General features: G+C 63.3%; 21 protein-coding genes and 1 tRNA gene. 11 read left to right on the top strand and 11 right to left on the bottom strand.

Annotation, left to right across the window (positions count from 1 at the left end; all coding sequences use genetic code 11):
- Positions 1-310: 310 nt before the first annotated feature.
- From FJ490_RS04230 to FJ490_RS04240, 3 genes are all read right to left on the bottom strand, one after another.
- A complete protein-coding gene (locus FJ490_RS04230; RefSeq protein ID WP_246672577.1) occupies positions 311-778 on the bottom strand; it encodes a hypothetical protein in 468 nt (155 codons plus the stop codon).
- Between the two features lie 148 nt (positions 779-926).
- A tRNA-Gln gene (locus FJ490_RS04235) sits at positions 927-1000 on the bottom strand.
- 123 nt (positions 1001-1123) lie between these two features.
- The gene (locus tag FJ490_RS04240) at positions 1124-2056 is read right to left on the bottom strand and encodes a lysylphosphatidylglycerol synthase domain-containing protein (protein ID WP_140494126.1); all 933 of its coding nucleotides are present in this window, start codon (positions 2054-2056) and stop codon (positions 1124-1126) included.
- A gap of 427 nt (positions 2057-2483) precedes the next feature.
- Here FJ490_RS04240 and FJ490_RS04245 point away from each other — a divergent pair, with 427 nt between their 5' ends.
- The gene (locus tag FJ490_RS04245; protein ID WP_140557040.1) at positions 2484-3833 is read left to right on the top strand and encodes a Ppx/GppA phosphatase family protein; all 1350 of its coding nucleotides are present in this window, start codon (positions 2484-2486) and stop codon (positions 3831-3833) included.
- A 343-nt stretch (positions 3834-4176) separates the two neighbouring features.
- The gene (locus tag FJ490_RS04255) at positions 4177-4890 is read left to right on the top strand and encodes an RlmE family RNA methyltransferase (protein ID WP_140557038.1); all 714 of its coding nucleotides are present in this window, start codon (positions 4177-4179) and stop codon (positions 4888-4890) included.
- Between the two features lie 56 nt (positions 4891-4946).
- On the opposite strand, the gene FJ490_RS04260 is transcribed toward FJ490_RS04255, so the two are convergent.
- Positions 4947-6368 carry an MFS transporter gene (locus FJ490_RS04260; protein WP_140728253.1) on the bottom strand — a complete coding sequence of 474 codons (1422 nt, stop codon included), beginning with the start codon at positions 6366-6368 and terminating at the stop codon, positions 4947-4949.
- Positions 6369-6577: 209 nt separating this feature from the next.
- On the opposite strand from FJ490_RS04260, the gene FJ490_RS04265 reads away from it, so the two are divergent.
- The 5 genes from FJ490_RS04265 (at position 6578) to FJ490_RS04285 (ending at position 9938) form a co-directional block, all read left to right on the top strand.
- On the top strand, positions 6578-6823 hold the full coding sequence (locus FJ490_RS04265) for a type II toxin-antitoxin system prevent-host-death family antitoxin (RefSeq protein ID WP_140521745.1): 246 nt from the start codon (positions 6578-6580) through the stop codon (positions 6821-6823).
- Positions 6820-7269, top strand: a complete 450-nt coding sequence (locus FJ490_RS04270; RefSeq protein ID WP_140515645.1) for a PIN domain-containing protein — start codon at positions 6820-6822, stop codon at positions 7267-7269. Before FJ490_RS04265 ends, FJ490_RS04270 begins: the two co-directional genes overlap by 4 nt.
- A 137-nt stretch (positions 7270-7406) precedes the next feature.
- Entirely contained in the window at positions 7407-8909 is a 1503-nt protein-coding gene (guaB, locus tag FJ490_RS04275; protein WP_140494114.1) for an IMP dehydrogenase, read from the top strand.
- Positions 8860-9489, top strand: a complete 630-nt coding sequence (locus FJ490_RS04280; protein ID WP_140494112.1) for a hypothetical protein — start codon at positions 8860-8862, stop codon at positions 9487-9489. The genes guaB and FJ490_RS04280 overlap by 50 nt, the downstream gene beginning before the upstream one ends.
- A gap of 29 nt (positions 9490-9518) precedes the next feature.
- Entirely contained in the window at positions 9519-9938 is a 420-nt protein-coding gene (locus tag FJ490_RS04285) for an MAPEG family protein (RefSeq protein WP_140557035.1), read from the top strand.
- 30 nt (positions 9939-9968) lie between these two features.
- Here the strand turns inward: FJ490_RS04285 and rnd are convergent, their stop codons facing one another.
- The 3 genes from rnd to FJ490_RS04300 form a co-directional block, all read right to left on the bottom strand.
- Positions 9969-11120 (bottom strand): ribonuclease D, encoded by a 1152-nt coding sequence (rnd, locus tag FJ490_RS04290; RefSeq protein WP_140557034.1) that lies wholly within the window; start codon positions 11118-11120, stop codon positions 9969-9971.
- A gap of 75 nt (positions 11121-11195) precedes the next feature.
- Positions 11196-12440, bottom strand: coding sequence for an MFS transporter (locus tag FJ490_RS04295; RefSeq protein WP_140557032.1), 1245 nt, complete (start codon positions 12438-12440; stop codon positions 11196-11198).
- A gap of 99 nt (positions 12441-12539) precedes the next feature.
- On the bottom strand, positions 12540-13544 hold the full coding sequence (locus tag FJ490_RS04300; RefSeq protein WP_318012625.1) for a DMT family transporter: 1005 nt from the start codon (positions 13542-13544) through the stop codon (positions 12540-12542).
- Here FJ490_RS04300 and FJ490_RS04305 point away from each other — a divergent pair.
- Positions 13544-14410 (top strand): LysR family transcriptional regulator, encoded by an 867-nt coding sequence (locus FJ490_RS04305; protein WP_140557030.1) that lies wholly within the window; start codon positions 13544-13546, stop codon positions 14408-14410. The two genes, FJ490_RS04300 and FJ490_RS04305, sit on opposite strands and share 1 nt — an antisense overlap.
- A 179-nt stretch (positions 14411-14589) precedes the next feature.
- A complete protein-coding gene (gene aspS, locus FJ490_RS04310) occupies positions 14590-16380 on the top strand; it encodes an aspartate--tRNA ligase (protein ID WP_181165169.1) in 1791 nt (596 codons plus the stop codon).
- A gap of 123 nt (positions 16381-16503) precedes the next feature.
- Here the strand turns inward: aspS and FJ490_RS04315 are convergent, their stop codons facing one another.
- A complete protein-coding gene (locus tag FJ490_RS04315; protein WP_140557026.1) occupies positions 16504-17694 on the bottom strand; it encodes a hypothetical protein in 1191 nt (396 codons plus the stop codon).
- A 312-nt stretch (positions 17695-18006) separates the two neighbouring features.
- Between FJ490_RS04315 and parC the strand changes: the two genes are divergently transcribed.
- Positions 18007-20259, top strand: a complete 2253-nt coding sequence (gene parC, locus FJ490_RS04320; protein ID WP_140557024.1) for a DNA topoisomerase IV subunit A — start codon at positions 18007-18009, stop codon at positions 20257-20259.
- 243 nt (positions 20260-20502) lie between these two features.
- Positions 20503-21702: an AI-2E family transporter gene (locus FJ490_RS04325; RefSeq protein WP_140515657.1), complete on the top strand. Its 1200-nt coding sequence runs from the start codon at positions 20503-20505 to the stop codon at positions 21700-21702.
- Here the strand turns inward: FJ490_RS04325 and FJ490_RS04330 are convergent.
- The 3 genes from FJ490_RS04330 to FJ490_RS04340 form a co-directional block, all read right to left on the bottom strand.
- Entirely contained in the window at positions 21690-22586 is an 897-nt protein-coding gene (locus FJ490_RS04330; protein ID WP_140521753.1) for a DMT family transporter, read from the bottom strand. The two genes, FJ490_RS04325 and FJ490_RS04330, sit on opposite strands and share 13 nt — an antisense overlap.
- A 126-nt stretch (positions 22587-22712) precedes the next feature.
- A complete protein-coding gene (locus FJ490_RS04335; RefSeq protein WP_140494092.1) occupies positions 22713-23477 on the bottom strand; it encodes an arginyltransferase in 765 nt (254 codons plus the stop codon).
- 138 nt (positions 23478-23615) lie between these two features.
- Positions 23616-24086 carry an RDD family protein gene (locus FJ490_RS04340; protein ID WP_140521755.1) on the bottom strand — a complete coding sequence of 157 codons (471 nt, stop codon included), beginning with the start codon at positions 24084-24086 and terminating at the stop codon, positions 23616-23618.
- Between the last annotated feature and the right edge of the window lie 189 nt (positions 24087-24275).

A 24275-nucleotide genomic window follows, 5' to 3' on the forward strand; every position in this document is an offset into this window, starting at 1 on the left:
ATGAGCACCTGCTTCTATGACGTTGCAGGGCCGATCTGGTTCCATTCCCCCTGCATTTGAGCCGCGATCACCGACCGCCAGTATGAGGAATACGGATCGGGACGTCCGGCAGTCGCGCGGATGCATGTGATGATAGACTTAACGGGAAGAACTCGGCGCCGGCTGCACGCTCGTCCTGCACACAGGCATGACGAGCTGATTGGTACATCCGTCTTGGCCAACCTTGCTTGCAGCGCCGGCAACGCCTCGCTCTCGCCGCGCCGTGTCAGGCATTCCAGCAGCCCGTGCAGCGCCTATGACAAAGCCGGGCTCACCCGCATCGGTGCCGAACGCCCTTAACTGCCAGGCCTGCCCTTGTTTTGTTTGCGCGCATAGACGACGCATGCGTCGACGGCGCTGACACACAGCCCATCGCGGCGACGATGCGCACCTGTGTGTTGCAATAACCGCCCGGAGCGACATTCACCGAACCGCCGACGGAAGGGATAGGGCCCACCGCGAAGGTGGGAAGCACGACATTGACATTGCCCCGCTGCACCGCGCGCTCGTAACTCCAGATTTGCCCCGATGCTCCTTCGTCGGCGGTGGCGGTGGGGAACCCCGCGCACATTCGCAGATCCGCTTCGCTGAGACCGACCATTTCCTTTTGGGCGGCCGCCGTCGTGGGATCCTCTTTCGCAAGCTTGGACGTATCGTCGGGAACGACGCAGGACCAGAGCGCGACCGTGCCGGTGAGAAGAAACAGAATAGCCGGTAGTCGAATCCCGCGAGACGCCAAAACCGCTCTCCGATCTGCTGGATTGTTCGCCCGCCCTTCACCGAGGTAAGAGGCCGTCCCGATATTTCAACCCGCGATCGGGCTGCCTGTTCGATCGCGAGACGGCGGATCAGGCTGGTTGGTCTGGTGCGGACGGTGGGAGTGAAGCTGGCTGGGGAACCTGGATTCGAACCAGGACTAACGGAGTCAGAGTCCGTGGGTCTACCGTTAACCTATTCCCCAGCAGGCGAGGTCATAAACCGCGCGGGCCGAGCGGGCGAACCGCTGTGAGCGCTGCCTTGTAGCCGCCAGCAGAAAATAGTCAAGCCTGCCGGTGTTTCAATTGTGATGTTTCGGCGCGGCTTTTCAATTGCCTGTCCGCCCGAACTGCGAGCGCTCGAAATAGAGCACGATGCCCAGGCCCAGAAACAGCGGGACGATGAGATAAAACAGCCGGAATACCAGCAGGGCCGCCAGCACGCCCACGGGGTCCATGTCGGAGAGCCCGGCCAGGAACACCACCTCGAACACGCCCAGCCCACCCGGCGCGTGCGAGATCTGCGCGATCGAGAAGGAGACGAGGAACACGCCGAGCACCACGAAATAGCCGGGGTTATGGGTCCCGGGGAGGGCAAAGAAGATGATCGCGGCTGCCGCCAGGAGTTCGATCGGGCCGATCAGTAATTGTCGCGCCACGATCGGCAGGGCCGGATAGTGAATCTGAAAGCTGCCGATCTTCAGCGGCCGCAGATGCAGCCAGCTGCCGAAGATATAGGCGGCGACGACGGCAAGCATGACGATGCCCGCAGCCCGCGACAGGCCGTGATGTGCTATGCCGGAGAAGCGGTCGATGATCTGCGGTTCGAGCACCAGAACGAGGCCGGAGGCAAGTACCGTCGACAGCACGAAGGTAATCCAGCAGATCGCCACCAGCACGCCGACGTCCTGTCCGCTCAATCCCCTCGTGCCATAGGCGCGATAACGGATGACGGCGCCCGAAAACACCGAGCCGCCGATATTATGCGACAGCGCGTAGGTGGTGAAGGAGCACAGCGTGACGAACAGCCACGACACGCGTTTGCCGATATGCAGGAGCGCGATGTGGTCGTAGCCGGCGAGCGAGGCATAGGCGACAACCGAGCTCAGCCCCGCGAGGATCCAGCCGCGGGCCGGGATCGCCGCAATACCGTCCCAGACATCATCCAGCGAAATGCCGCGCAATTCGTGCCAGAGCAGCAGGAGCGAGAAAATCACCGCCCCGACGCCGACGACCGGCCAGAAATAGCGTCTCCAGTTCATTGCCTGACTGCCATGCGTTGCGGGCCCGTTGCCTTCGCTGTCATTGCGGGAAAGCGGTCGGCGATTCCGATCGCTTTGCCCCCTCTATTTCAGAGATGCCTCATCGAAGCCGGCTATTCAACCGCCGGCCCTTGCCGCCATGGCAAGCCGCAATCGTTATCGTCGTCGAGAGGCGGAAAATCGACAGCCGAGCGGGAATATCGGCCCGGCCATGCGACCGTCCCCACACGCATTTGTGCCGAAAGTCGCTGTTTACCCCCACTTTGCGTAAGACGCGGCAGCGGGCGGTTTGCGGACAGCCCGGCAAAATTCGTGCCACGCGGCACTTGGTGATCCGGGCCGGCGCTGTTAGTCTGGCGGCAACTTGAAACAAAGAAGCGCCTGCTGCGTCCGTTCGCCGGTTCGCGCGGCGCCGGAAGGAACGACAGTGGAAGACCGCGACACCGGCGCCGGCGCGCCGGAGGTGGGCGCGTCCAGCGCTTCCCCGAGGCCGGCAGGCCCGGGGACCGCCAAATGGCAGCAACGCCGCCCGACGGAGCCACGCTCCGCCGACGGGCAGGCGAGCGACGCGAACCACCACCAAAAGGGCAAGGCCAAGAAAAGGCGCAAACGCCGGCGCGGGCGCAAGGTTTTTGCGCGCGACGATATCCGTCCCGCGGCGAATGGGGCGCCGGCGCCACGCGCCGCCGCGGCTGGCGCGGCGCCTGCAGGCATAGCCACACCGCCCATCGCGGTGGCTCGGCCCGAACCGGGGGCCCGTCGCCCGACGATGCCGGAATTGCCGGTATTTGCCGCGCTCGATCTCGGCACCAACAATTGCCGGCTGCTGGTCGCCGTGCCGGCGCGTCATGGCCAGTTTCGTGTCATCGACGCCTTTTCGCGCATCGTGCGACTGGGCGAGGGGCTCACGGCCAGCGGCCGCCTCGGCCAACCGGCGATGGACCGCGCGGTCGAGGCCCTGAAGGTCTGCGGCGAGAAACTGCGCAACCGCAAGATCAGGAAGGCGCGGCTGATCGCCACCGAGGCCTGCCGCTCGGCGGCGAACGGCGTCGAGTTCCTGGAGCGCGTCGAGCGCGAGGCTGGCCTCAAGCTCGAAATCATCGACCGACAGACCGAAGCGCGGCTGGCGGTGTCCGGCTGCGGTTCGCTGGTCGAGCGCGACACGCAGGGCGTCGTGCTGTTCGACATCGGCGGCGGCTCCTCCGAGATCGCGCTGATCGATCTCACCGGCCGCCGCTCGCCGCGGCTCGCCAACCATATCGTGTCGTGGACGTCGCTGCCGGTCGGCGTCGTCTCGCTGGCCGAGCGTTTCGGCGGCCGCACGGTGACGCGCGAGATTTTTGGCGCCATGGTCGACGACGTCGCCGCCCGGCTCGCCGCCTTCGATGGCCGCGATCGGCTTAGCCACCTCAAGGCCAGCCCGAAATTTCATCTGCTGGGCACTTCCGGAACGGTGACGACGCTGGCTGGCGTCCATCTCGATCTCGAGCGCTACGACCGCCGCCGCGTCGACGGCCTGTGGATGGACAGGGACAGCGTCGACCGCATGGTGGAAAAACTTGTCGGCTGGGATTTCCAGCAGCGTGTCGCCAATCCCTGCATCGGCGCCGACCGCGCCGACCTGGTGCTGGCCGGCTGCGCCATCCTGGAAGCGATCCGTGCCGTGTGGCCGTCGGAGCGGCTGCGCGTCGCCGACCGCGGCCTGCGCGAGGGCATATTGAGCGAGCTGATGGCCGATGACGGCGTCTGGCGCAACGATGGGCGCGGCAGAGCATGATCCCTAACCGCAGGACCGCGTCAGCGAAAAGTGGCGACCGGTTTTCGCGGACAAACGGCTCCGTTTGTCCAGAAGTCACGCTCGGGCAAGCTGGCGCAAGCGTTGCTCCGGTGAGCAGTCGACCCCCACTCCGTCGAGCTTCGCTCGACACCTCTCCCCCGATCGACGGGGGAGAGGAATGGCGCGAGCTAGCCAATCTTGGCGCCCTTCCTCTCCCTCCGGAGGGGGGAGAGGTGGCGCTGCGAAGCAGCGACGGAGTGGGGGAAGCCGTTTGCCAAACGCGCTGCCGCCGAAAAACGGCCACAACCCGGCAAGCGAGAAAACTTGGACAAGAAGTCAACCAATGACCAAGAAACCGGAAAAGCCGGGCTCGGCCGGCATTCGCGTGCTGAAGACGCGGATCAAGAAGAAAAGCGGGCTGAAGGAATCGTCGCGCCGCTGGCTGCAGCGCCACATCAACGATCCCTACGTCCAGCGCTCCAAGGCTGACGGCTACCGCTCGCGCGCGGCCTACAAGCTGATCGAGATCGACGACAAGCACCATCTGCTGAAACCCGGCATGAAGGTGATCGACCTCGGTGCGGCCCCCGGCGGCTGGTGCCAGGTCGCGGCCGCGCGGACCAAATCGACCGCGGAAAATCCGCATGTCGTAGGCATCGACTATCTCGAGATGGATGCGGTGCCCGGCGCGCCGGTGCTGTTGATGGATTTCCTCGATCCCGAGGCGCCGCGGAAGCTGGCCGAGGCGCTTGGCGGCGATCCCGATGTCGTGCTGTCCGACATGGCAGCGCCCACCACCGGCCACAAGCGGACCGACCACATCCGTACCATGCATCTGTGCGAGGTGGCCGCCGACTTCGCGCTGTCGGTGCTGAAGCCGGGCGGACATTTCCTGGCCAAGACGTTCCAGGGCGGCGCCGAAAACGAGCTGCTCTCGATGCTGAAGAAGAATTTCCGCTCCGTCCACCACGTCAAGCCGCCTGCGTCGCGCGATGAATCGGTGGAGCTGTATTTGCTCGCGAAGGACTTCAAAGGGCGTGAGTCCGATCGGGGATAGCGCCTCCCTTCTGCCCTTGCCCGTCCTTTGGACCCCGCAAGGGGAGAAGGGCTGCATCACTCCCCCGGCGACCTCACCGGTTCCAGGGGCTTGGGCATGGTCAATCGGCCGTGGCCGGAGACGGCGTTGCCTGCATCGGGCGCCAGCCGCATGAACGACAGCGATGCGGCGGCGGAAATTGCCGCGACGATGAAGAAGGCGGTATGGAAGTCCGGCAATGTCAACGGGCCGCCGTGGATACTCGTCGATATCTCCAGGATGCCGCCGGCAACCGCCACGCCCAGCGCGATCGACAGTTGCTGGAACACGGCGGCGATCGGCGTTGCCTTGCTCGTGTCCTCGGCTGAAACCTCGGCGTAGGCGAGGGCGTTGATGCCGGTAAAGAACATCGAGCGGATAAAGCCGCCCACCAGCAGCATGGCCAGCATCAGGAGATAGGGCGTATCGGGCGTTAACAGGCCGTTGACGGCGATCGACGCGGCGGCCACCAGCGAGCCGACGATCAGCACGCGACGAAAGCCGACGACGCGGAAGATCAGCGCTGTGACGAATTTCATGCCGATGGCGCCGATCGCGGAGACGAAGGTAATCATGCCGGACTGGAACGGCGTCAGCCCGAAACCGATCTGGAACATCAGCGGCAGCAGGAACGGCACGGCGCCGATGCCGATGCGGAAAAGTCCGCCGCCAAGCACGGAGGAGCGGAATACCTGGTTGCGGAACAAGTCGAGCGCCAGCAGGGGGTTCCTGGCACGGCGCGCATGCATGAGGTAGAGAGCGCCCGACACCAGCCCGACGCCCACGGTGATGAAGCCGGTCGCCGGCGGCAGATAGGGCAAGCTGATCACTGACAGGCCGAACACGACGCCGGACGCCGCCAGCCCGCTCAGCACGAAGCCGACGAAATCGAGCGGCGGCGTCTCCATCGATTCGGTTTCCGGCAGGAAGCGGGTGGCCAGCCAGATGCCGATCAGGCCGATCGGCACATTGATCAGGAAGATCCAGTGCCAGGTGAAGTAGGTGGTGATGAAGCCGCCGATCGGCGGTCCGACCAGCGGGCCCACCAATGCCGGCACGGTCAGCCAGGACATCGCCGCGACAAGTTCGCTCTTGGGCGTGGCGCGCACCAGCACCAGGCGCCCGACCGGCGTCATCATGGCGCCGCCTATGCCTTGCAGGAAGCGCGACACCACGAAGGCCGGCAGCGAGCCCGAAACGGCGCAGGCGACCGAACCGACGAAGAACACCGCGATCGCGGCGCGGAAAACGTTCTTGGCGCCGAAGCGATCCGCCATCCAGCCGCTGATGGGAATGAAGATCGCCAGCGACACAAGATAGGAGGTCAACGCCAGCTTGAGCGCGATCGGGCTGGTGTGGATGTCGAGGGCGATCGCCGGCAGCGATGTGGCGATGACGGTCGAATCCATGTTTTCCATGAAAAGAGCGACCGCCAATATGAGCGGAATGGTTCGGTTCAAAGGAACGCGTCCGGGCTTGATTCCAGATGTTGCCGACCGGGAGTTTGCCGGCAGGCAGGGCGGTTATCACGGCTGGACACCAATGTCGTGTTAAATTGCTGTCACTTTTATGCGACCGCAACCTCCGGTGGCGGCTGCGATACACGATTGCTTGCAAAAAGCGGACACTATCCCTATTGTAGTGAAAATAACTACAGGACATTATGATCATGGAAGAGGCCGTTTCGGCAGCCGATGCCAATCGCAGATTTTCTCGCATCCTGCGTGAGGTACGCGAGGGCCAGAGCTACGTCGTGACAAGCCATGGTCGGCCGGTGGCACGGATCGTGCCTGCGGAGAGGCACGAGGGTGTGGCCTCCCGCTCGCGCGCGGCATTGCTGTCGCGACTCGAACGGCAGCCAGTTGCCGATGCAGGACGCTGGACCCGCGATGAGCTCTACGAGGATGACCTGTGAGGGTCGCGCTCGACACCAACATTCTTGCCTACGCAGAGGGCGTTAACAACGTAGACAAACGCGACCACGTTCTCGAACTGCTGCGCAAGGTTCCACAAGACGCTGCCATTGTTCCGGTCCAGGTGCTGGGTGAACTGTTCAATGTCCTCGTCCGCAAAGCCGGAAGGTCGCGCCAGGAGGCTCGGGATGCGCTGCTTAGCTGGCGCGACGCGTTCCCGGTTGCTGGGACGACGCCGGAGGTGATGACGATGGCTGTCGATCTTGCGGCGGACCATCGCTTCGGCATCTGGGATGCCGTCATTCTTTCGGCTGCATCCCAAACGGGTTGCCGGCTGCTTCTGTCGGAAGACCTGCAGGACGGCTTCACCTGGGGCGGTGTAACCGTCGTCAACCCCTTTGCATCGCCGCGTCACGCTTTGCTGGATGCTTTCCTTGGTTCGCAATAGAAGCTGAAGCGTCCGCAACGATCGGCTTTTCTTCCGTGCCGGGACGTGGTACCAGCCACCGCCAATCCTGAAAGGGAAGAAGAGAGTCGCGCTGTCCATCCCGGTCCAGCGCTTTTCCCGCATTCAAAGGGCTGGCCATGGCAAAAATCATCGAAACGTCCACCGGCGCGCTGGCGCTGACCTTTGACGACGTGCTTTTGCAGCCCGGCCATTCCGAAGTCATGCCCGGCCAGACCGACATCCGCACCCGGATTGCCGGCGACATCGACCTCAACGTGCCGATCCTGTCGGCGGCCATGGATACCGTCACGGAGGCAAGGCTTGCCATCGCCATGGCGCAGGCCGGCGGCATCGGCGTCATCCACCGCAATTTCTCGCCGGCCGAGCAGGCCGAGCAGGTGCGGCAGGTGAAGAAATTCGAATCCGGCATGGTGGTCAACCCGGTCACCATCGGTCCCGACGCGACGCTGGCCGACGCGTTGTCGCTGATGCGCACCTACTCGATCTCGGGTATTCCGGTGGTCGAGAATGGCGGCTCCGGCGGCCACAAGAGCGGCCGGCTGGTCGGCATCCTGACCAATCGCGACGTGCGCTTCGCCTCCGATCCGGCGCAGAAGGTCTACGAATTGATGACCCGTGAGAACCTGATCACGGTCAAGGAGAATGTCGACCAGGACGAGGCCAAGCGGCTTCTGCATCAGCACCGCATCGAAAAGCTCGTCGTCGTCGACAAGCAGGGCAATTGCGTGGGGCTGATCACCGTCAAGGACATCGAGAAATCGCAGCTCAACCCGCACGCCACCAAGGACGCGCAGGGGCGTCTGCGCGCCGCGGCCGCCACCAGCGTCGGCGACGACGGTTTCGAGCGCGCCGAGCGCCTGATCGAGGCGGGCGTCGACCTTCTGGTCATCGACACCGCGCATGGCCATTCGCAGCGTGTCCTCGATGCCGTCACGCGGGCGAAAAAACTCTCCAATTCGGTGCGCATCCTGGCCGGCAACGTCGCCACCGCCGAGGGCACCCAGGCGCTGATCGATGCCGGCGCCGATGCCGTCAAGGTCGGCATCGGCCCCGGCTCCATCTGCACCACCCGCATCGTCGCCGGCGTCGGCGTGCCGCAGCTGTCGGCCATCATGTCGGCGGTGGAAACTGCGCACAAATCGGGCGCCTCGGTGATCGCCGATGGCGGCATCAAATATTCCGGCGATCTGGCCAAGGCGCTTGCCGCCGGCGCCAGTGCCGCCATGATCGGCTCGCTGCTTGCCGGCACCGACGAAAGCCCGGGCGAGGTCTATCTGCACCAGGGCCGCTCCTTCAAGGCCTATCGCGGCATGGGTTCGGTCGGCGCCATGGCGCGCGGCTCGGCCGACCGATACTTCCAGGCGGAGGTTCGCGACACGCTGAAACTGGTGCCGGAAGGCATCGAGGGGCAGGTCCCCTACAAAGGACCTGTGTCTGGCGTGCTGCACCAGCTTGCAGGCGGCCTGAAAGCCGCTATGGGTTATGTTGGTGGCCGCGACCTTGCCGATTTCCGCGAACGCGCCACCTTTGTGCGCATATCCAACGCCGGACTTCGTGAAAGCCACGCCCATGACGTCACGATCACCCGCGAAAGCCCCAACTATCCCGGCGGAGCCTGATCGGCCCGACCAGTACACGTTCTGGCGCAATCTGGCCGCGACCATCTTGCGGCTATCGCGCCACGCTGCCGCCCTTTGCACCGCATCGGTGGCGGTTTTCATCGCCATGACGCTCATGGAGTTCTTCTATTTCCGCCAGTTGAGTGGCGGTTTGCCGTCGCTCGACATGCGCGTTTTTGGCTTCACGCCGGATGAAGGCATGGCCTGGCTGACGGCGCTCGGCCGGCGCGGCGGCGAGATCATCCTGGTCTGGCACTATCTGACCTTCGATCTTCTGTTCCCCGCGCTGTTGTCGGTGACGCTGGTCAGCCTGATCCTGGCAACGGGAAGGCGGTTGAGGAATTTCCGCGTGCTTCCGGGCCAGATGCAATCGATCTTCGCACTGATCCTGGTGCTGCCCTACACGATCGCCAACTACGCCCAGAACATCGCCGTGGCCCGCCTTCTGTCGGATTTCCTGTCGGCCAATCCCGATTCCCTGGGTCTCGCCTCGGCGCTGATCGTCACCAAATTCGCGCTGCTCGCAATTCCGGTGATCGTCATCGCCGTCTTCTGGCTGGCAGGTCAGAAACAGAATTGATCTGACCCGGCACCGGGCGGGGAGGGTTCATGAACCAGACATCGATTTTCTGGCCTATTCTGGCGCACGTGTTGCTGGTCTACATCGTCTATAGCGCCATGGCCCGGCGCAGGTATGTCGCCATCCAATCGGGCGAAGCCAAAGTCAGCCAGTACAAGGCGCGCTCCACCGAGCCGGCCTCCTGCGTGACGGTTGCCAGCAACCTCAGCAACCAGTTCGAACTGCCGGTGCTTTTTTATGTGCTGTGCCTGATGCTGCACCTGACCAACGGCGTCAACTATCTGACCTTGGCCCTGATGTGGATCTTTGTCGCGACCCGCTATTTTCATGCCTGGGTTCACCTGACCAGCAACAATCTGCTCCTGCGCAGCCGGTCTTTCTCCCTGGGGGCAGTGATTCTTTTGCTGGGCTGGATCTGGTTCGCGCTGCACCTGCTCCGGGTGGTTTGAGCAGTACTCCCCTTCGTTGGGGCGCTCCGCCTACAAATCGAACACCGCTATTTTGCGCTTGTCGAACTTGATGCCGATCTCGCCGCGCACCAGCTTCAGCGCCGCCTCGCCGAACACGGCGCGGCGCCAGCCCTGCAGCGCCGGCACGTCGGCGGCTTCGCCTTCGGCGGCGATGCGGTCGATGTCGTCGCTGGAAGCCAGGACCTTCGATGCGACGCCTTGCTTTTCGGCCACGATCCTGAGCAGCACCTTCAACAGTTCCGCCGCGGCGCTCGAGCCTTCGGGCGGCTGAAAACTCTTCGGCAGCTTCGGCAATTGCTCCTTGGGCAGAGCTAGTGCGGTGTTGACCGCGCCAAGCAGCGCCGTCGCAGTCGAGGAGCGCTCCCAGCCCTTCGGTATCGTGCGCAGCTTGGCCAGCGCGGCCGCGTCGCGCGGCGCCTGCTGCGCCACCTCGTAGATGGCGTCGTCCTTGAGCACGCGGCCGCGGGGTACGTCGCGTTCGCGCGCCTCGCGCTCGCGCCATGCCGCCACGGCCTGCACGATCGCCAGCTCCTGCGGCTTGCGCAGCCGCATCTTCAGCCGCTTCCAGGCATCCTCGGGGTGCGGATCGTAGGTTTCGCGCGAGGTCAGGACGTCCATCTCCTCGTTCAGCCAGTGGGCGCGGTTCTCCCGCTCCAGTTCGGCGCTGAGATACTGGTAGACCTCGATAAGATGGGTGACGTCGGCAAGCGCATAGTCGAGCTGCTTTTCGGACAGCGGCCGGTGGCGCCAGTCGGTGAAGCGCGAGGACTTGTCGAGCCGCGCGCCGGTGACGCGCTGCACGAGCTGATCGTAGGAAACGCTGTCGCCGAACCCGCAGACCATCGCCGCAACCTGGGTATCGAACACCGGATGGGGAACGAGATCGCCCAGATGGACGATGATTTCGATGTCCTGCCGCGCGGCATGGAAGACTTTGACGACAGATTCATTGGCCATCAGCCTGAAAAACGGCTTCAGGTCGATGTCTGGCGACAGCGGATCGATCAGCGCCGTTATTCCGGGCGCCGCCATCTGGATCAGGCACAGGATCGGCCAGAAGGTCGTTTCCCGGATGAATTCGGTGTCGACGGTGACGAAATCCGATTTTTCGAAAGCGGCGAGAACGGTCTCGAGTTCTTTTTGGGTGGTGATGACGTGCATCAAATCGCTTTTGGCAGGAGTAGGGTCTTCCTAGATTTCAGCCGGGAAGGCTTTCGTCAAGCGTTGGCGCTCGCATCACGGCCCGTCCGGCCCGTCCGGATCGCCGTTTCTTCTCGCCAGCCGGGCGAAAACCGTCGAGGTGCGCAACAGCGCGGTGAAGCGGCTGCGCTTGCCAGCCGGCACGCCCGATCGTGCCCGCATCCGATAGAGGATGACGGCGATGAAGATTGCATAGACCAGCGCGCTGAACACGAACAGCGCGCTTGGGCCAAAATACTGCATCGCCGTCGATGCGGCGAAAGGGCCGCCAATGGCGCCGAAGGAATAAAACAGCATCAAGGCGGCGTTGATCAGAACGAACTCGCCCGCGCCGGCGCGGTCGTTGGAGTGCGCCGCCGACAGCGAGTAGAGCGGCATGGCGAAACAGCCGAAGATGAAGATGATGAGGAAGTTGAGAAACGGGTCGGCTCCCGCCACGAACGCAAGCGCCAGCGCTGCCAGCATGGCGCAGCATGTCGTCGCCAGCAGCACCGAGCGCCGGTCCCAGCGATCGGAGAGATAGCCTAGCGGGTATTGGATGAGTGCGCCGCCGAAGATACCGACGCTGACGAAGGTGACGACATCGGCGACAGACATGCCGATCTGCTCGGCATAGACCGGCGACAGCGTGCGGAACGCGCTGTTGGTGACGCCGACGGCGATGCAGCCGAAACAGCCGAGCGGCGAGATGCGCCAGACCCGCGCCAGGTCGAGCTTGACGTCTTCCGGCGGCGTCGGGTTGGAGCGATCGCCCAGCGATACCGGCACCAGCGACAGCGTGATCATCATCGATATGATGGCGAATATGGCGAAGCCGCCCGCTCCGAAGATCGGGATGAGGAACTGCGCGCCGGTGACCGAGCCGATGTCGACCATGCGGTAGATGGCAAGCACGCGGGCGCGGTCCTTGTTGCTGACCCCGGAGTTGAGCCAGGCCTCCATCACCGTGAACAGGCCGGCGAAGCAGAAACCGCCGGCAAAACGCACCGCGCACCACATCACCGGGTCGATGACCAGAACCAGGAGCAATGTGCCGGCCGAGGCGGCCGCGGCCAGCGCCGAGAAGGTCCTGACATGGCCGACCGCCTTCAGGATGCGGGTGACGGCCAGGCAGCCGAGCAGGAAGCCGGCGAAATAGAACGTGCCCATCAGGCCGATGTCGGAAGCCGAAAAACCTTCCTGCGCGCCGCGCAGCGCGATCAGCGTGCTTTGCAGCCCATTGCCGCCGAGCAGGATGCCTGCGGCGATGAGGAGCGGGATCAGCGGACGGATGGAGGACATTAAGAGGCGATCACATGTCTGTGATCCCTTCTTGAACCATCGCTTCCGTCAATACCAGCGGCAATTCCCCGCGCCAACAGGATGTGTCCGCCTTTCCGTTCAAGGAAGTCGGCGCCTGCCTCCTCGACGTCCCACGGCGAACCGCCCGGCTGCTCCCGACGCGATGGCTATTCCCGCGAGGACAGCGATGAGCCCGACAATTAGGTTTGCATTGATTTGCTCACCGAGAAAGACGGCGCCGAAGATCGATGCCGTCACGGGGTTCACGGCAACTGAAACGGCAACCAGCGTTGGCGGCGCACGTTCAAGCGCGAACGCCCAGAGGAAGAAGATCAGGGCGCCGCAAATTACGGCCAGGTATCCGCTGGCAACCCATTGCGACGCCTCAAGCGCGGCAAGTCGCGTCAGGCCTCCAGTCAAAGTCGACAGCGCCAACAGGCAGGCCGTGCCGACGGCCATGCCAAACGCGGCGAATGATGTCGGCGCGCAGCGGGTGAGAAAAGGTCGCGACCAGACATTGTAGAGCGCCATGCAGAATGCCGCCGCGATCATCAGGAGGTCTCCGCGCCAGGCGCCCTGGGGAGCTGTCGTCAGGCTGCTGCCAAGCGCGACAGCCACTCCGGCCATCGCGACCAGGACGCCGACGATCTTGCGCGTCGTCGGCGGTTCGATCCCTAGAACCGCGCCTGCGAGCATTGTGAGCACAGGCAGCGTCGAAAGCGCCAGAGCTCCTCGCGCCGCCGTCGTGTAGACAAGGGCTCCGTTGAAGAGCACCGGGAATAGGCCGAAGAACAGCAGGCCCAATGCGGCGGCGCCCGGCCAATCGCTTTTCGCAGGCCACTTGTCCCGCCGCAGAAGCGCTACGGCGGCGAGCACTAGAAAACCACCCCCGAACCGGATCGCGCCGATGGTGAGCGGATCCAGCGAACGCGCGAGATAGCGCGTTGCACCGACAGCGGTGCCGCCAAAGGCGCTGGAGAGAATCGCCGCGAGCACGCCTCCAGTTTCCATCGCTTCCCCTCTGCCAGTTCGGAGTCCAGCGGTATCGGGCAAACCGGGTAAAAGGAATCGAATAAATGCAATGAGCTTGATAAGCTTGCGCAATGAGCAGTCGGAGTCTCGATCCGGAATTGTTGCGGACTTTCGTCGTCGTTGCCGAGCGGCTCTCTTTCACGCGAGCCGCCGAGCAGCTCAATCGAACGCAAGCCACCGTCAGCTTGCAGGTGAAGCGCCTTGAAGAGCGCCTTGACATTTCGCTGTTCCGTCGATCGACGGCCCATGTCGAGCTTACGGCCGCCGGCGAGGGGTTTCTGATCGACGCACGCCGCATTCTTGCACTTAACGAGCAGGCGATTGCCCGTGTCTCCAACCAACGGGTAGCGGGACGCATCCGGATAGGCGTCATGGAGGACTACGGCACCAAGATCCTGCCACGCCTCCTCGCCGATATCGCCGTGCGATTTCCGCTCATGCAGGTCGAAATGGAGATCGGCCTCACGGCGCGGCTGCTGAAACGGCTCGGCTCATCATTTGACGCGGTCATCGCCATGCATCCGGAAGGTGTGGCCGAGGGCGATCTGATATGCCGCGAAAGAGCGATATGGGCGGCGGCGAGGACCCACTCTGTCGAAGAACTCGATCCGCTGCCCGTCGCGTTGTCGGACCCCGATTGCTTGTTTCGCGCATGGGCGATTGACGCGCTCGACAGAGCGGGCCGGCCGTGGCGACTGGCCTATGTCAGCCCGAGCCTTGCCGCGACGGAGGCGATCGTCGAGCAGGGCCTTGCGGTTACCGTGGTCAAGGGCAGCATGCTCGCGCCCGGCCTGCGCGATGTCCATCCTGGCCCTTATGTGCCGCCGCTGCCCGGGGCGGAGATCCGCCTTCATCGGGCCACAACGTCTTCCGCAAGCGCCGCATTGGTCGTCGATCACCTCGCGCATCGCCTGCGGCTGTCAAGCCTTGGTTCATAGGGCGACCTGCGCGCCGGCGAATGCTCCGAAAGAACCCGTCAACCCGGGTTCGTTGCCCTGGCCCTCCGCCCACTCGCCTTGACAAACCGGGCCTCCCATGCGCTTTTCGCGCAAATTTTTCAGGCCGGGCCGCGATGCTTCGGCCGGCAACCCAACATCCCGGACTTTTGCCCATGACAATGCACCGTTACCGCAGCCATACCTGTGCCCAGTTGAGAAAGAGCGACGTCGGCGCTTCCGTTCGCCTGTCGGGCTGGGTGCATCGCGTGCGCGACCATGGCGGCCTGCTGTTCATCGACCTGCGCGACCACTATGGCCTGACCCAAATCGTCGCCGATCCCGATTCGCCGGCCTTCAAGATCGCCGAAACAGTGCGCGGCGAATGGGTGATCCGCGTCGACGGCGAGGTCAAGGCGCGCCTGCCTGAAACCACCAATGCCAACCTGCCGACCGGCGAGATCGAGATTTTCGCGCGCGAAATCGAAGTGCTTTCGGCGGCCAAGGAATTGCCGCTGCCGGTCTTCGGCGAGCCGGACTATCCCGAGGACATCAGGCTGAAATACCGCTTCCTCGACCTGCGCCGCGAGACGCTGCACAGGAACATCGTGGCGCGCACGAAGATCATCGCCGAGATGCGCAAGCGCATGGGCGAGGTCGGCTTCACCGAATTCTCGACGCCGATCCTCACCGCATCGTCGCCCGAAGGCGCGCGCGACTTCCTGGTGCCGTCGCGCATTCACCCCGGCACTTTCTATGCGCTGCCGCAGGCGCCGCAGCAATACAAGCAGCTGATCATGGTCTCGGGTTTCGATCGTTATTTCCAGATCGCGCCCTGCTTCCGCGACGAGGATCCGCGCGCCGACCGCCTGCCCGGCGAATTCTACCAGCTCGACCTCGAAATGAGCTTTGTCGAGCAGGATGACGTGCTTTCCACCATGGCGCCGGTGATGACATCGGTCTTCGAGGCCTTTGCCAACGGCAAGCCCGTCACGAAGGACTGGCCGCGCATTCCCTATGATGTTGCGATGCGCAAATACGGTACCGACAAGCCGGATCTGCGCAACCCGATCGAGATGCAGGCGGTCTCTGACCATTTTCGTGATTCCGGCTTCAAGGTCTTCGCCAACATCCTGGCCAACGATCCCAAGGCCGAGGTCTGGGCCATTCCGGCCAAGACCGGGGGCAGCCGTGCCTTCTGCGACCGCATGAACAGCTGGGCGCAAGGCGAGGGGCAGCCCGGATTGGGCTACATCTTCTGGCGCAAGGAAGGCGAGAAACTCGAAGGCGCGGGTCCGCTTGCCAAGAACATCGGCGAGGAGCGCACCGAGGCGATCCGTCTTCAACTGGCCCTTGCCGATGGCGATGCCGCCTTCTTCGTCGCCGGCGATCCCAAGAAATTCGTCTCCTTCGCGGGTGCTGCGCGCACCCGCGCCGGCGAGGAACTGAACCTGGTCGACCGCGACCGTTTCGAGCTGTGCTGGATCGTCGACTTTCCGTTCTTCGAGTGGAACGAGGACGAGAAGAAGATCGATTTCGCCCACAATCCGTTTTCGATGCCGCAGGGCGGCATCGACGCCCTCAACAACCAGGAGCCGCTCGGCATCAAGGCATTCCAGTACGACGCCGTGTGCAACGGCTTCGAGATTGCCTCGGGCGGCATCCGCAACCATTTGCCCGAAACCATGGTCAGGGCCTTCGAGATGGTCGGACTGGATCGCCAGACCGTCGAGGAGCGCTTTGGCGGCCTTTACCGTGCGTTTCAGTACGGCGCCCCGCCGCACGGCGGAGCGGCATTCGGCATCGACCGCGTCGTGATGTTGCTGGTGGGCGCCAAGAACCTGCGCGAGATCACCATGTTCCCGATGAACCAGCAGGCTTACGACCTGTTAATGAATGCGCCGTCGGAAGCCACGCCGCAGCAGCTTCGCGACTTGTCGCTGCGTGTCGCACCGATCAAGAAAGAGGCATGATGGCGCTTCGGACGGTGCTTTAAAGAAGCCTCCGAAGTGACTCGTTCGATTGAGAATCGCAGACAAAAGCCCGGCATCGCTGCCGGGCTTTTCGTATCTTGAAGCAAGTCGAGGTCGCTTCGATCAGTCTTCGTTGGCCTTGACGGTGACGCCGAGCGTCTTCGGCAGGTCGGTCGGATTGGACATGGCGCCCGCCATGATCAGTGCGAACGGCACCGACGCCGGCGGCTTAGCCGAGATTTCGAGGCTCTTCGGATCGTCGAGATATTTGCCGACCGCCGCCGTTACCTGCGCCGTCAGCTCGGGATTGTTGAGCTGCGCCATGCCGAACGGCACGATCGCCTTGGCCTGGTTGGCGATATCCTTGCCCGACATGCCTTGCTGCTTGCCGACATAGTCCAGCACCTTGCCCGTCAGCGAATCGTCGTCGAAACGGATCGAGGCGCTGTTGAAGGAAAGCTGCTGCAACAGGCCGAGCATGGCCATGCCTTGCGCCGAGTTGTCGGCCCCTTCGGGCTGCGCGGCCATCTTCTTCTGCATTTCCTGCAGCGACTTGATGAAGTCGAGCGTGTAGCCGCCGAGATCGAAGGTCATGCCGAGCGTGCCGGCATTCTCGACCGAAATGTTGTATTTCGACAGCTCCATCTTGCCGTCAGTGGGCTGCCAGGTGCCGGCCATCTCGAAATTGCCCGCAATGTTCTGGTAGCCGAGTGCGTTGATGACTTCCTTCGACTTGGGATCCTCGACCAGCGTCAGGTCGGCATTGAACTTCTCGGTGGTGCCGGTGAATTTCATCGCTTGGCCGTCGGCCGGCGGCGTGATTTCGATGGCAAGCCCGTCCATCGAGAAAGCGGTCTTGTCGGCGATCTTGACCCTCATGTTCGAGAGTTCGGCGGACTTGTACATCATCAGCGAGCCCAGCGGGCCGCTGGCGCCGCTGGCCGGAACCATCATGTCGTGGATGACGAGGGGGCTTAAATTGAGGGTGACGCCGTCCTTGCTATGTTCGAATGCCGAGGTCGACACGGTTGCGATATCATAGCCGCCATTGGCTTCGGTCACGCCCTCGAGTTTGACGTCGCCGATCGCAAGGGCTTCTTTTTCCGCGCCCGGTTTGATGGATACGCCCTGCAACACCATGCTGGCGTTGTCGCCGGTCACGCCGGTCCAGGAGATGTTGACGCCCTGCGCGGCAAGTGCCGCCTTCAGCCGGTCGGCGACCGCGGTGTCCTGGGCGAGCGCCGCGTTCAGCGGCAATGTGAGCAAGAAGGTCGAAAAGGCGAATTTCCTGAGAGTCGAGCGTTTGATTGTCATCGCGAATGCCCCTGCGAGTGTCCTGAAAATTATTTTTCAATTTTTGGCGCCATCACCCTTCAGTGACGAACTGGACGGGAAAAAGGCGCATCCCGCCACAATGGTCAAAAATCGCGGCGAAAGGCAAACTCGATCCGAACATGCTGGAGACCGGGCCGCCGAGCGTCGTCGCGCTTCGCAATAGAGACGGCATGTAACGGATTGATGTTGGCTGGCGGGCTTGCCTGCGACTTCGTATTGCAGGGCAGGGCATGCACCCACTTCAAGGCTTGCCCTCTTGCCGCGAATCACCCGCTCGGCTAGTTCCAGCCCATGGGAAAAAGGCTTTTGCCGCCTGACAATGGTGGCGGCGATCACATCGAACCGGTCGATCTGAAGAAGGCGCTCGAAGAGCGCTATCTTGCCTATGCGCTGTCGACCATCATGCACCGGGCGCTGCCCGATGTCCGCGACGGGCTGAAGCCGGTCCATCGCCGCATCATGCACGCCATGCGCCTGCTGCGCCTGAACCCCGACCAGGGCTTCGCCAAATGCGCTCGTATCGTCGGCGAGGTGATGGGCAAGTTCCACCCGCATGGCGACCAGTCGATCTACGATGCGCTGGTGCGGCTGGCGCAGGATTTCTCGATGCGCTACCCCTTGGTCGACGGCCAGGGCAATTTCGGCAACATTGACGGCGATAACGCCGCCGCCATGCGCTACACCGAAGCGCGCATGACCGATGTGGCGACCGAGCTGCTCGCGGGCATCACCGAGGATGCCGTCGACTACCGGCCGACCTACAATGAGGAGGACGAGGAGCCGGTGGTGCTCCCGGGCGCCTTCCCCAATCTGCTGGCCAATGGCTCGTCCGGCATCGCTGTCGGCATGGCGACATCGATCCCGCCGCACAACGCGGCCGAACTTTGCGACGCCGCCCTTCACCTGATCGAGCATCGGGACGCGCCGGTGGCCAAGCTGATGGATTTCGTCCAGGGCCCGGATTTCCCGACCGGCGGCATCATCGTCGATAGCCGAGCCTCCATCCTCGAATCCTATGAAACCGGCCGTGGCGGCTTTCGCGTGCGGGCAAAATGGAGCCAGGAAGACCAGGGCAGGGGCACCTGGAGCATCGTCGTCACCGAAATCCCCTATGGCGTGCAGAAGGCGCGCCTGATCGAGAAGATCGCCGAGCTCCTGATGGCGCGCAAATTGCCGCTGCTCGAGGACATCAGGGACGAGAGCGCCGAGGACATCCGCGTCGTGCTGGTGCCCAAGAGCCGTTCCGTCGATCCCGGCATCCTGATGGAATCGCTGTTCAAGCTCACCGAGCTTGAAAGCCGTTTCCCGCTCAACATGAACGTGCTGTCGCGCGGCAAGGTGCCCAATGTCCTGTCGCTGAAGGGCGTGCTGCAGGAATGGCTCGAGCATCGCCGCGACGTGCTGATCCGCCGCTCGAAACATCGCCTCGGCGAGATCGAAAGACGGCTGGAGATCCTTGCCGGCTACCTGATCGCCTATCTCAATATCGACGAGGTGATCAAGATCATCCGCGAGGAGGATGAGCCCAAGCAGGTCATGATGGCCCGCTGGTCGCTCACCGACACCCAGGCCGAAGCCATTCTCAACATGCGCCTGCGCGCCCTGCGCAAGCTGGAAGAATTCGAGATCCGCAAGGAATTCGACGGCCTCACTGCCGAAAAGAAGCAGATCGAGGCGCTGCTTGCGTCCGAAGCCAAGCAATGGGGGACGATCAAGTGGGAGGTTGCGAGCCTGCGGGACAAATTCGGCCCCGAGACCGAGCTCGGTAAGCGCCGCACCCAGTTCGCCGATGCGCCCGAGCATGACCTGACCGACATCGCACATGCCATGATCGAGCGCGAGCCGGTCACCGTGGTGGTCTCGGAAAAGGGCTGGCTGCGTGCGATGAAGGGTCATCTGACCGATCATTCGCAGCTTGCGTTCAAGGAAGGCGACAGCCTGAAACTCGCCTTCCATGCGCAGACGACCGACAAGATCCTGGTGTTCACCACCGGCGGCAAATTTTACACCATCGGCGCCGATCGGCTGCCAGGCGGGCGCGGCCATGGCGAGCCGATCCGCATCATCGTCGACATGGACAATGACCAGGACATCGTCACCGCCTTCGTTCACGATCCGAAGCGCAAGCTGCTGCTGGTCTCGCATGACGCCAACGGTTTCATCGTGCCGGAGGAAGAGGTCGTCGCCAACACCCGCAAGGGCAAGCAGGTGATGAACGTCAAGGCGCCCGACGAAGCCAAGCGCTGCGTGCCGGTCGGCGGCGATCATCTGGCTATCGTCGGCGAGAACCGAAAGATGCTGGTGTTTCCGCTGTCCGACATTCCGGAAATGAGCCGCGGCAAGGGCGTGCGGCTGCAGAAATACAAGGATGGCGGGCTTCTCGATCTCAAGCCGTTTACGCTGGAGACCGGCCTTTCCTGGCAGGATTCGGCCGACCGCACCTTTACAAGGTCGCGCGAGGAATTGGCCGAATGGATCGGCGCCCGCGCGTCGGCTGGCCGCATGGTGCCGAAGGGTTTCCCGAGGACCGGGAAATTTGGGTAATCTCCCCCCTCGAGGGGGAGATGCCGCCGAAGGCGACAGAGGGGGTCGGTTCGACTGGACGCAACCTCATTGCTTTGAACAAAGAATGCTAGCGCCTTACGCGCGGCTACCCCCTCTGGCCTGCCGGCCATCTCCCCCTCGAGGGGGGAGATCCGCAGCTTCACCATCACCTTTTGAACTATCGTCACGATTGCTGCACTATATCAGAGCATAAGCAGCGGGATGGCCGGGAGAGACGAGCGTTTGAAGGAAGCGAAGATCCAGAAACCGGGGCAGCGCCTGTTCGGCCTGTCGACGCCGCTCAGAGCCGCCGTCATCCCCCCGCTCTCGGCGGCGCGCTGGCTGCTGGTGCTGATCGTTGCCGCCGGCGTCTATTTCTTCCACGGCTTCCTGTTCCCGGTGCTGGCCGCGCTGGTCATCGCCTTCGCGAGCTGGCCGCTCTACCGGCGGCTTTTGGCCGGTGTCGGCGGCAACCGCACCATCGCCGCCACCTTCGCCATATTGTTCATCCTTGCCTTCCTGGTCATACCGATCGCGCTCGCGGGCACCTACGCCATCAACGAGGTGCGCGAATGGGTCGGCTGGGCGATCGAGACCAACCGGCACGGCGCCCCGACACCGCACTGGATCGCCACGCTGCCTATCGTAGGAGAATGGCTGAACCAGCAATGGACGACCAATCTCGGCCATCCCGGCGGCATCGGCGAACTGATCCAACTGGTCAGCGGCGCCAATATCGGCAGCATCTATCGCGGCGTCCTTGCCGCTGGCGGCAGCGCCTTCGGCCTGCTTTTGACGCTTTTGTTCATGATGATCGCGCTGTTCTTCGCCTATCGCGACGGTGAGCATTTCGCGGGCCAGGTCGATCGCCTGGGCGAGCGCATCCTGCCGACGAGGTGGGAGCGCATCTCGCGGGTCGTGCCGGCGACCATTTCCTCGACCGTGACCGGCATGACCGTCATCGCCATCGGCGAGGGATTGGTGCTCGGCATCGCCTACTGGCTGGCCGGCGTGCCGTCGCCCGTGACGCTTGGCGCGCTCACCGGGGTCATGGCGCTGATTCCCGGCGGGGCACCGCTGTCCTTCACGCTGGTTTCGATCTATCTCGCTGCCAGCGGCTCACCGGTGGCCGGCCTGGCTTTGTTCATCTGGGGGACGGTCGAACTGTTCATCGTCGACAAGACCTTGCGACCGAAGCTCGTCGGCGGGCCGATAAAACTGCCCTTCCTGCCGACCTTTTTCGGCCTGATCGGCGGCGTCAAGACGATGGGCTTTCTCGGCCTGTTCATCGGCCCGGTGCTGATGGCACTGCTGGTGGCGATCTGGCGCGAATGGCTGCGCGAGGTGGAAATGATGGACGAGATGCCTGCTTCCCCTGAACAGGAAGGCTCGCCGTCGCTGATCGAGATCGACGGCGAGGCGAAGAAGATTCAGGCCGGATGACGCACCGCAAGGGCGGCGCGGCGCCTGCGTCCGTCATGCAACTGCCACACCGAATGGACCACCAATGTGACGATCAGGATCGCGCCGCCGATCAGGCTGTTGCGTGACGGCGTTTCGGAAAAGATCAGCCATACCCACACCGGTGCCAGCACGGTCTCCAGAAGGTAGAACATCGCCACTTCCGGTCCGGAGATGTATTTGGGGCCGGCCGCCAGGCAGAAGAACGAAATCGGCATGATCACGGCGCCATTAAAGATGATCCACCAGGGCGCGCTCACATGGATGCCTTCACCTGACACCATGAAGGCCGCCAGCACGAGCGACGGAACCACCCCGACGAGCGCCGTGAAGCCCATGTCCTTGCCGCTGGCCCGCGAAATGGTGATGGCCACGGAAATGAAGAAGGCCGAACACAGCGCCATGAAATTGCCGAACAGGTGTCCGGTGCCGACAGATCCGCCGACGATTACCAGCACGCCGAGGATCATGACCAGCATCGCCGCGAGCGTCACCGCCCGCGGCTTTTCCTGGAGAAACAACCAGGACAAGAGCGCAGCGAACACCGTGTTGAAGGCCAGGATGAACACCAGGTCGGCGGTCGAGGTGTAGAAGACGGCGGTGACGAACGTGATCGAGGTCAGCCCGTAGCATATCGCGGCCGCAAGTCCCGACCAGCCTGGAATGAGCTCGGGCGCGTTTCGGCTCAGCGCCCGCCAGACAGCCCAGATGATCATTGCGGCGATGAAGGTGGCGGCCCCGCGCAAGAGCAGGATCGTCCATGCGCCGCCATCGGCGAGGCGGATCAGCGGAATGTCGAGGGTCAGCGTCAGGCCGCCAATGGCGGTTATCAGAAGGCCCTTCTGGTGGTCGCTGTGGGACGTCATTTGCAAACTTTCGTAATGAAATACAGATGGGACAGCCGATCGGCGCAATGACGCACTCTCCCGCCAAGCGGCTGAAAGACCAGCATCCCCTGCGTTGAAACAGTCAAACGTGGATCTTGGAAAAACTCAGCGTGAGACCGCTTCGTTGGTGTAGCGCTCCCAGCCCTTCGGGCCGAGATGCTCCTGCGGCATGAAGCGCATCTTATAATTCATCTTGCGCGAGCCGTTGACCCAGTATCCCAGGTAGACATGGGGCAGCCCCATCGCCCTGGCGCGAGCGATGTGATCGAGGATCATGAACGTGCCGAGAGACCGCTCCTCGAAGTCGGGATTGAAGTAGGAATACACCATCGACAGGCCGTCGGCCATCTTGTCGGTGAGCGCCACCGCGATCAGCTCGCCCTGTCCCTTGCCGGTGATGAAAGTATCGGGCCCGCGCCGGCGATATTCGATGACCTTGGTGTCGACATGGGTGTCCTCGACCATCATGGCGTAGTCCAGAACCGTCATGTCCGACATGCCGCCGCGGCGGTGGCGGGCATCGAGATAGCTGCGGAACAGCGAATATTGTTCGGTCGAGGGCTCGGCATTGTGCATGGCGCCGACGAGATCGGAATTGTGCTGCAGCACGCGCTTCATGTTGCGGCTGGCGACGAATTCCTGCGCCAGGATGCGCACGGAGACGCAGGCGCGGCAGGTTTCGCAGGCCGGCCTGTAGGCGATGTTCTGGGAGCGGCGGAACCCGCCTTGGGTCAGGAGATCATTCATCTCTGACGCCTTGTCGCCGACCAGATGCGTGAACACCTTGCGCTCGAACTGGCCGTCGAGATAGGGGCACGGCGACGGCGCGGTCAGGAAGAACTGCGGCGACTGGGTCGGGTGCTGCGTCATCGAGTCTCGGAAACACTCCTTCGAATCGCTCTACCTTTGGCGCGGAAAGCGAAAAATTCAACAGGATTGTGAAGGCGTGGCCATGCGGACGCCTTCACATTTGTGCCGACGCCGCGGCGATGCCTGCGAAAATGCGCCTCAGCGGCCGGTGCGGCTGACCACCGTGCCGAGCAGCAGGTCGTGCAGCGTGCGCTTGCGATCGGAAAACAGCGTCACCAGCAGCACCAGCGGCGACAGGATGACGTTGCCGGCCCAGAACAGCACCGAATGGACCACTGCCGTGAGCCCGTCGATCGGCCTGCCGTCGAGCCGATCGAGCCGGATGCCCATCATCTTCATGCCCGTGGTCGCCTGGTTGGCGCTGCCAAGCGTGTTCCAGATGTAGAGAATCGCGACGGCCGGGACCAGGACGCCGAACAGCATCCAGCCAAGGCCGAGGGTCAAAAGCCCGAGGAAGAACACTAATATGGCGACAGGGATGATGAGCAGCGCGACAATGACATAGTCGATCATGACCGCCAGGACACGCCGCGTGCGTACGCCTTCATAGGCCCTCACGTCGTCGAGCCTGGTATTGATGATTTCACCGTCGAGAACGCGAGCGTTCATGTAATTTCCTCGTAACAGGGGCCTGCTTAGCCTGCGCCCCACCTGCTGGGAAAATGGTAAAGGCTGATGGCGGAATCAAGATCGAGCCTTTCCCGGTGCGCAAGGCGGGGGAAGCGGCCGGCGGGCCGGTTGAATTCGCGCCTGACATGGCGTTAGCTTGTTGCGGCGCACCAAAAGCGCCAAGGGGCA

This window comes from Mesorhizobium sp. B2-5-11 (assembly GCF_006440835.1).
Taxonomy (GTDB): Bacteria; Pseudomonadota; Alphaproteobacteria; order Rhizobiales; family Rhizobiaceae; genus Mesorhizobium.

What these genes read in the sequence shown, in the direction of transcription:
- rnd (WP_140557034.1), bottom strand. Translation starts at nt 11,120, where the DNA reads ATGCACGTCATCACCACCCAAAAAGAACTCGAGACCGTTCTCGCCGCT.
- aspS (WP_181165169.1), top strand. Translation starts at nt 14,590, where the DNA reads ATGCACCGTTACCGCAGCCATACCTGTGCCCAGTTGAGAAAGAGCGAC.
- parC (WP_140557024.1), top strand. Translation starts at nt 18,007, where the DNA reads ATGGGAAAAAGGCTTTTGCCGCCTGACAATGGTGGCGGCGATCACATC.
- FJ490_RS04285 (WP_140557035.1), top strand. Translation starts at nt 9,519, where the DNA reads ATGAACCAGACATCGATTTTCTGGCCTATTCTGGCGCACGTGTTGCTG.
- FJ490_RS04240 (WP_140494126.1), bottom strand. Translation starts at nt 2,056, where the DNA reads ATGAACTGGAGACGCTATTTCTGGCCGGTCGTCGGCGTCGGGGCGGTG.
- FJ490_RS04265 (WP_140521745.1), top strand. Translation starts at nt 6,578, where the DNA reads ATGGAAGAGGCCGTTTCGGCAGCCGATGCCAATCGCAGATTTTCTCGC.
- FJ490_RS04295 (WP_140557032.1), bottom strand. Translation starts at nt 12,440, where the DNA reads ATGTCCTCCATCCGTCCGCTGATCCCGCTCCTCATCGCCGCAGGCATC.
- FJ490_RS04330 (WP_140521753.1), bottom strand. Translation starts at nt 22,586, where the DNA reads ATGACGTCCCACAGCGACCACCAGAAGGGCCTTCTGATAACCGCCATT.
- FJ490_RS04340 (WP_140521755.1), bottom strand. Translation starts at nt 24,086, where the DNA reads ATGAACGCTCGCGTTCTCGACGGTGAAATCATCAATACCAGGCTCGAC.
- FJ490_RS04335 (WP_140494092.1), bottom strand. Translation starts at nt 23,477, where the DNA reads ATGACGCAGCACCCGACCCAGTCGCCGCAGTTCTTCCTGACCGCGCCG.
- FJ490_RS04255 (WP_140557038.1), top strand. Translation starts at nt 4,177, where the DNA reads ATGACCAAGAAACCGGAAAAGCCGGGCTCGGCCGGCATTCGCGTGCTG.
- FJ490_RS04315 (WP_140557026.1), bottom strand. Translation starts at nt 17,694, where the DNA reads ATGACAATCAAACGCTCGACTCTCAGGAAATTCGCCTTTTCGACCTTC.
- guaB (WP_140494114.1), top strand. Translation starts at nt 7,407, where the DNA reads ATGGCAAAAATCATCGAAACGTCCACCGGCGCGCTGGCGCTGACCTTT.
- FJ490_RS04280 (WP_140494112.1), top strand. Translation starts at nt 8,860, where the DNA reads ATGACGTCACGATCACCCGCGAAAGCCCCAACTATCCCGGCGGAGCCT.
- FJ490_RS04305 (WP_140557030.1), top strand. Translation starts at nt 13,544, where the DNA reads ATGAGCAGTCGGAGTCTCGATCCGGAATTGTTGCGGACTTTCGTCGTC.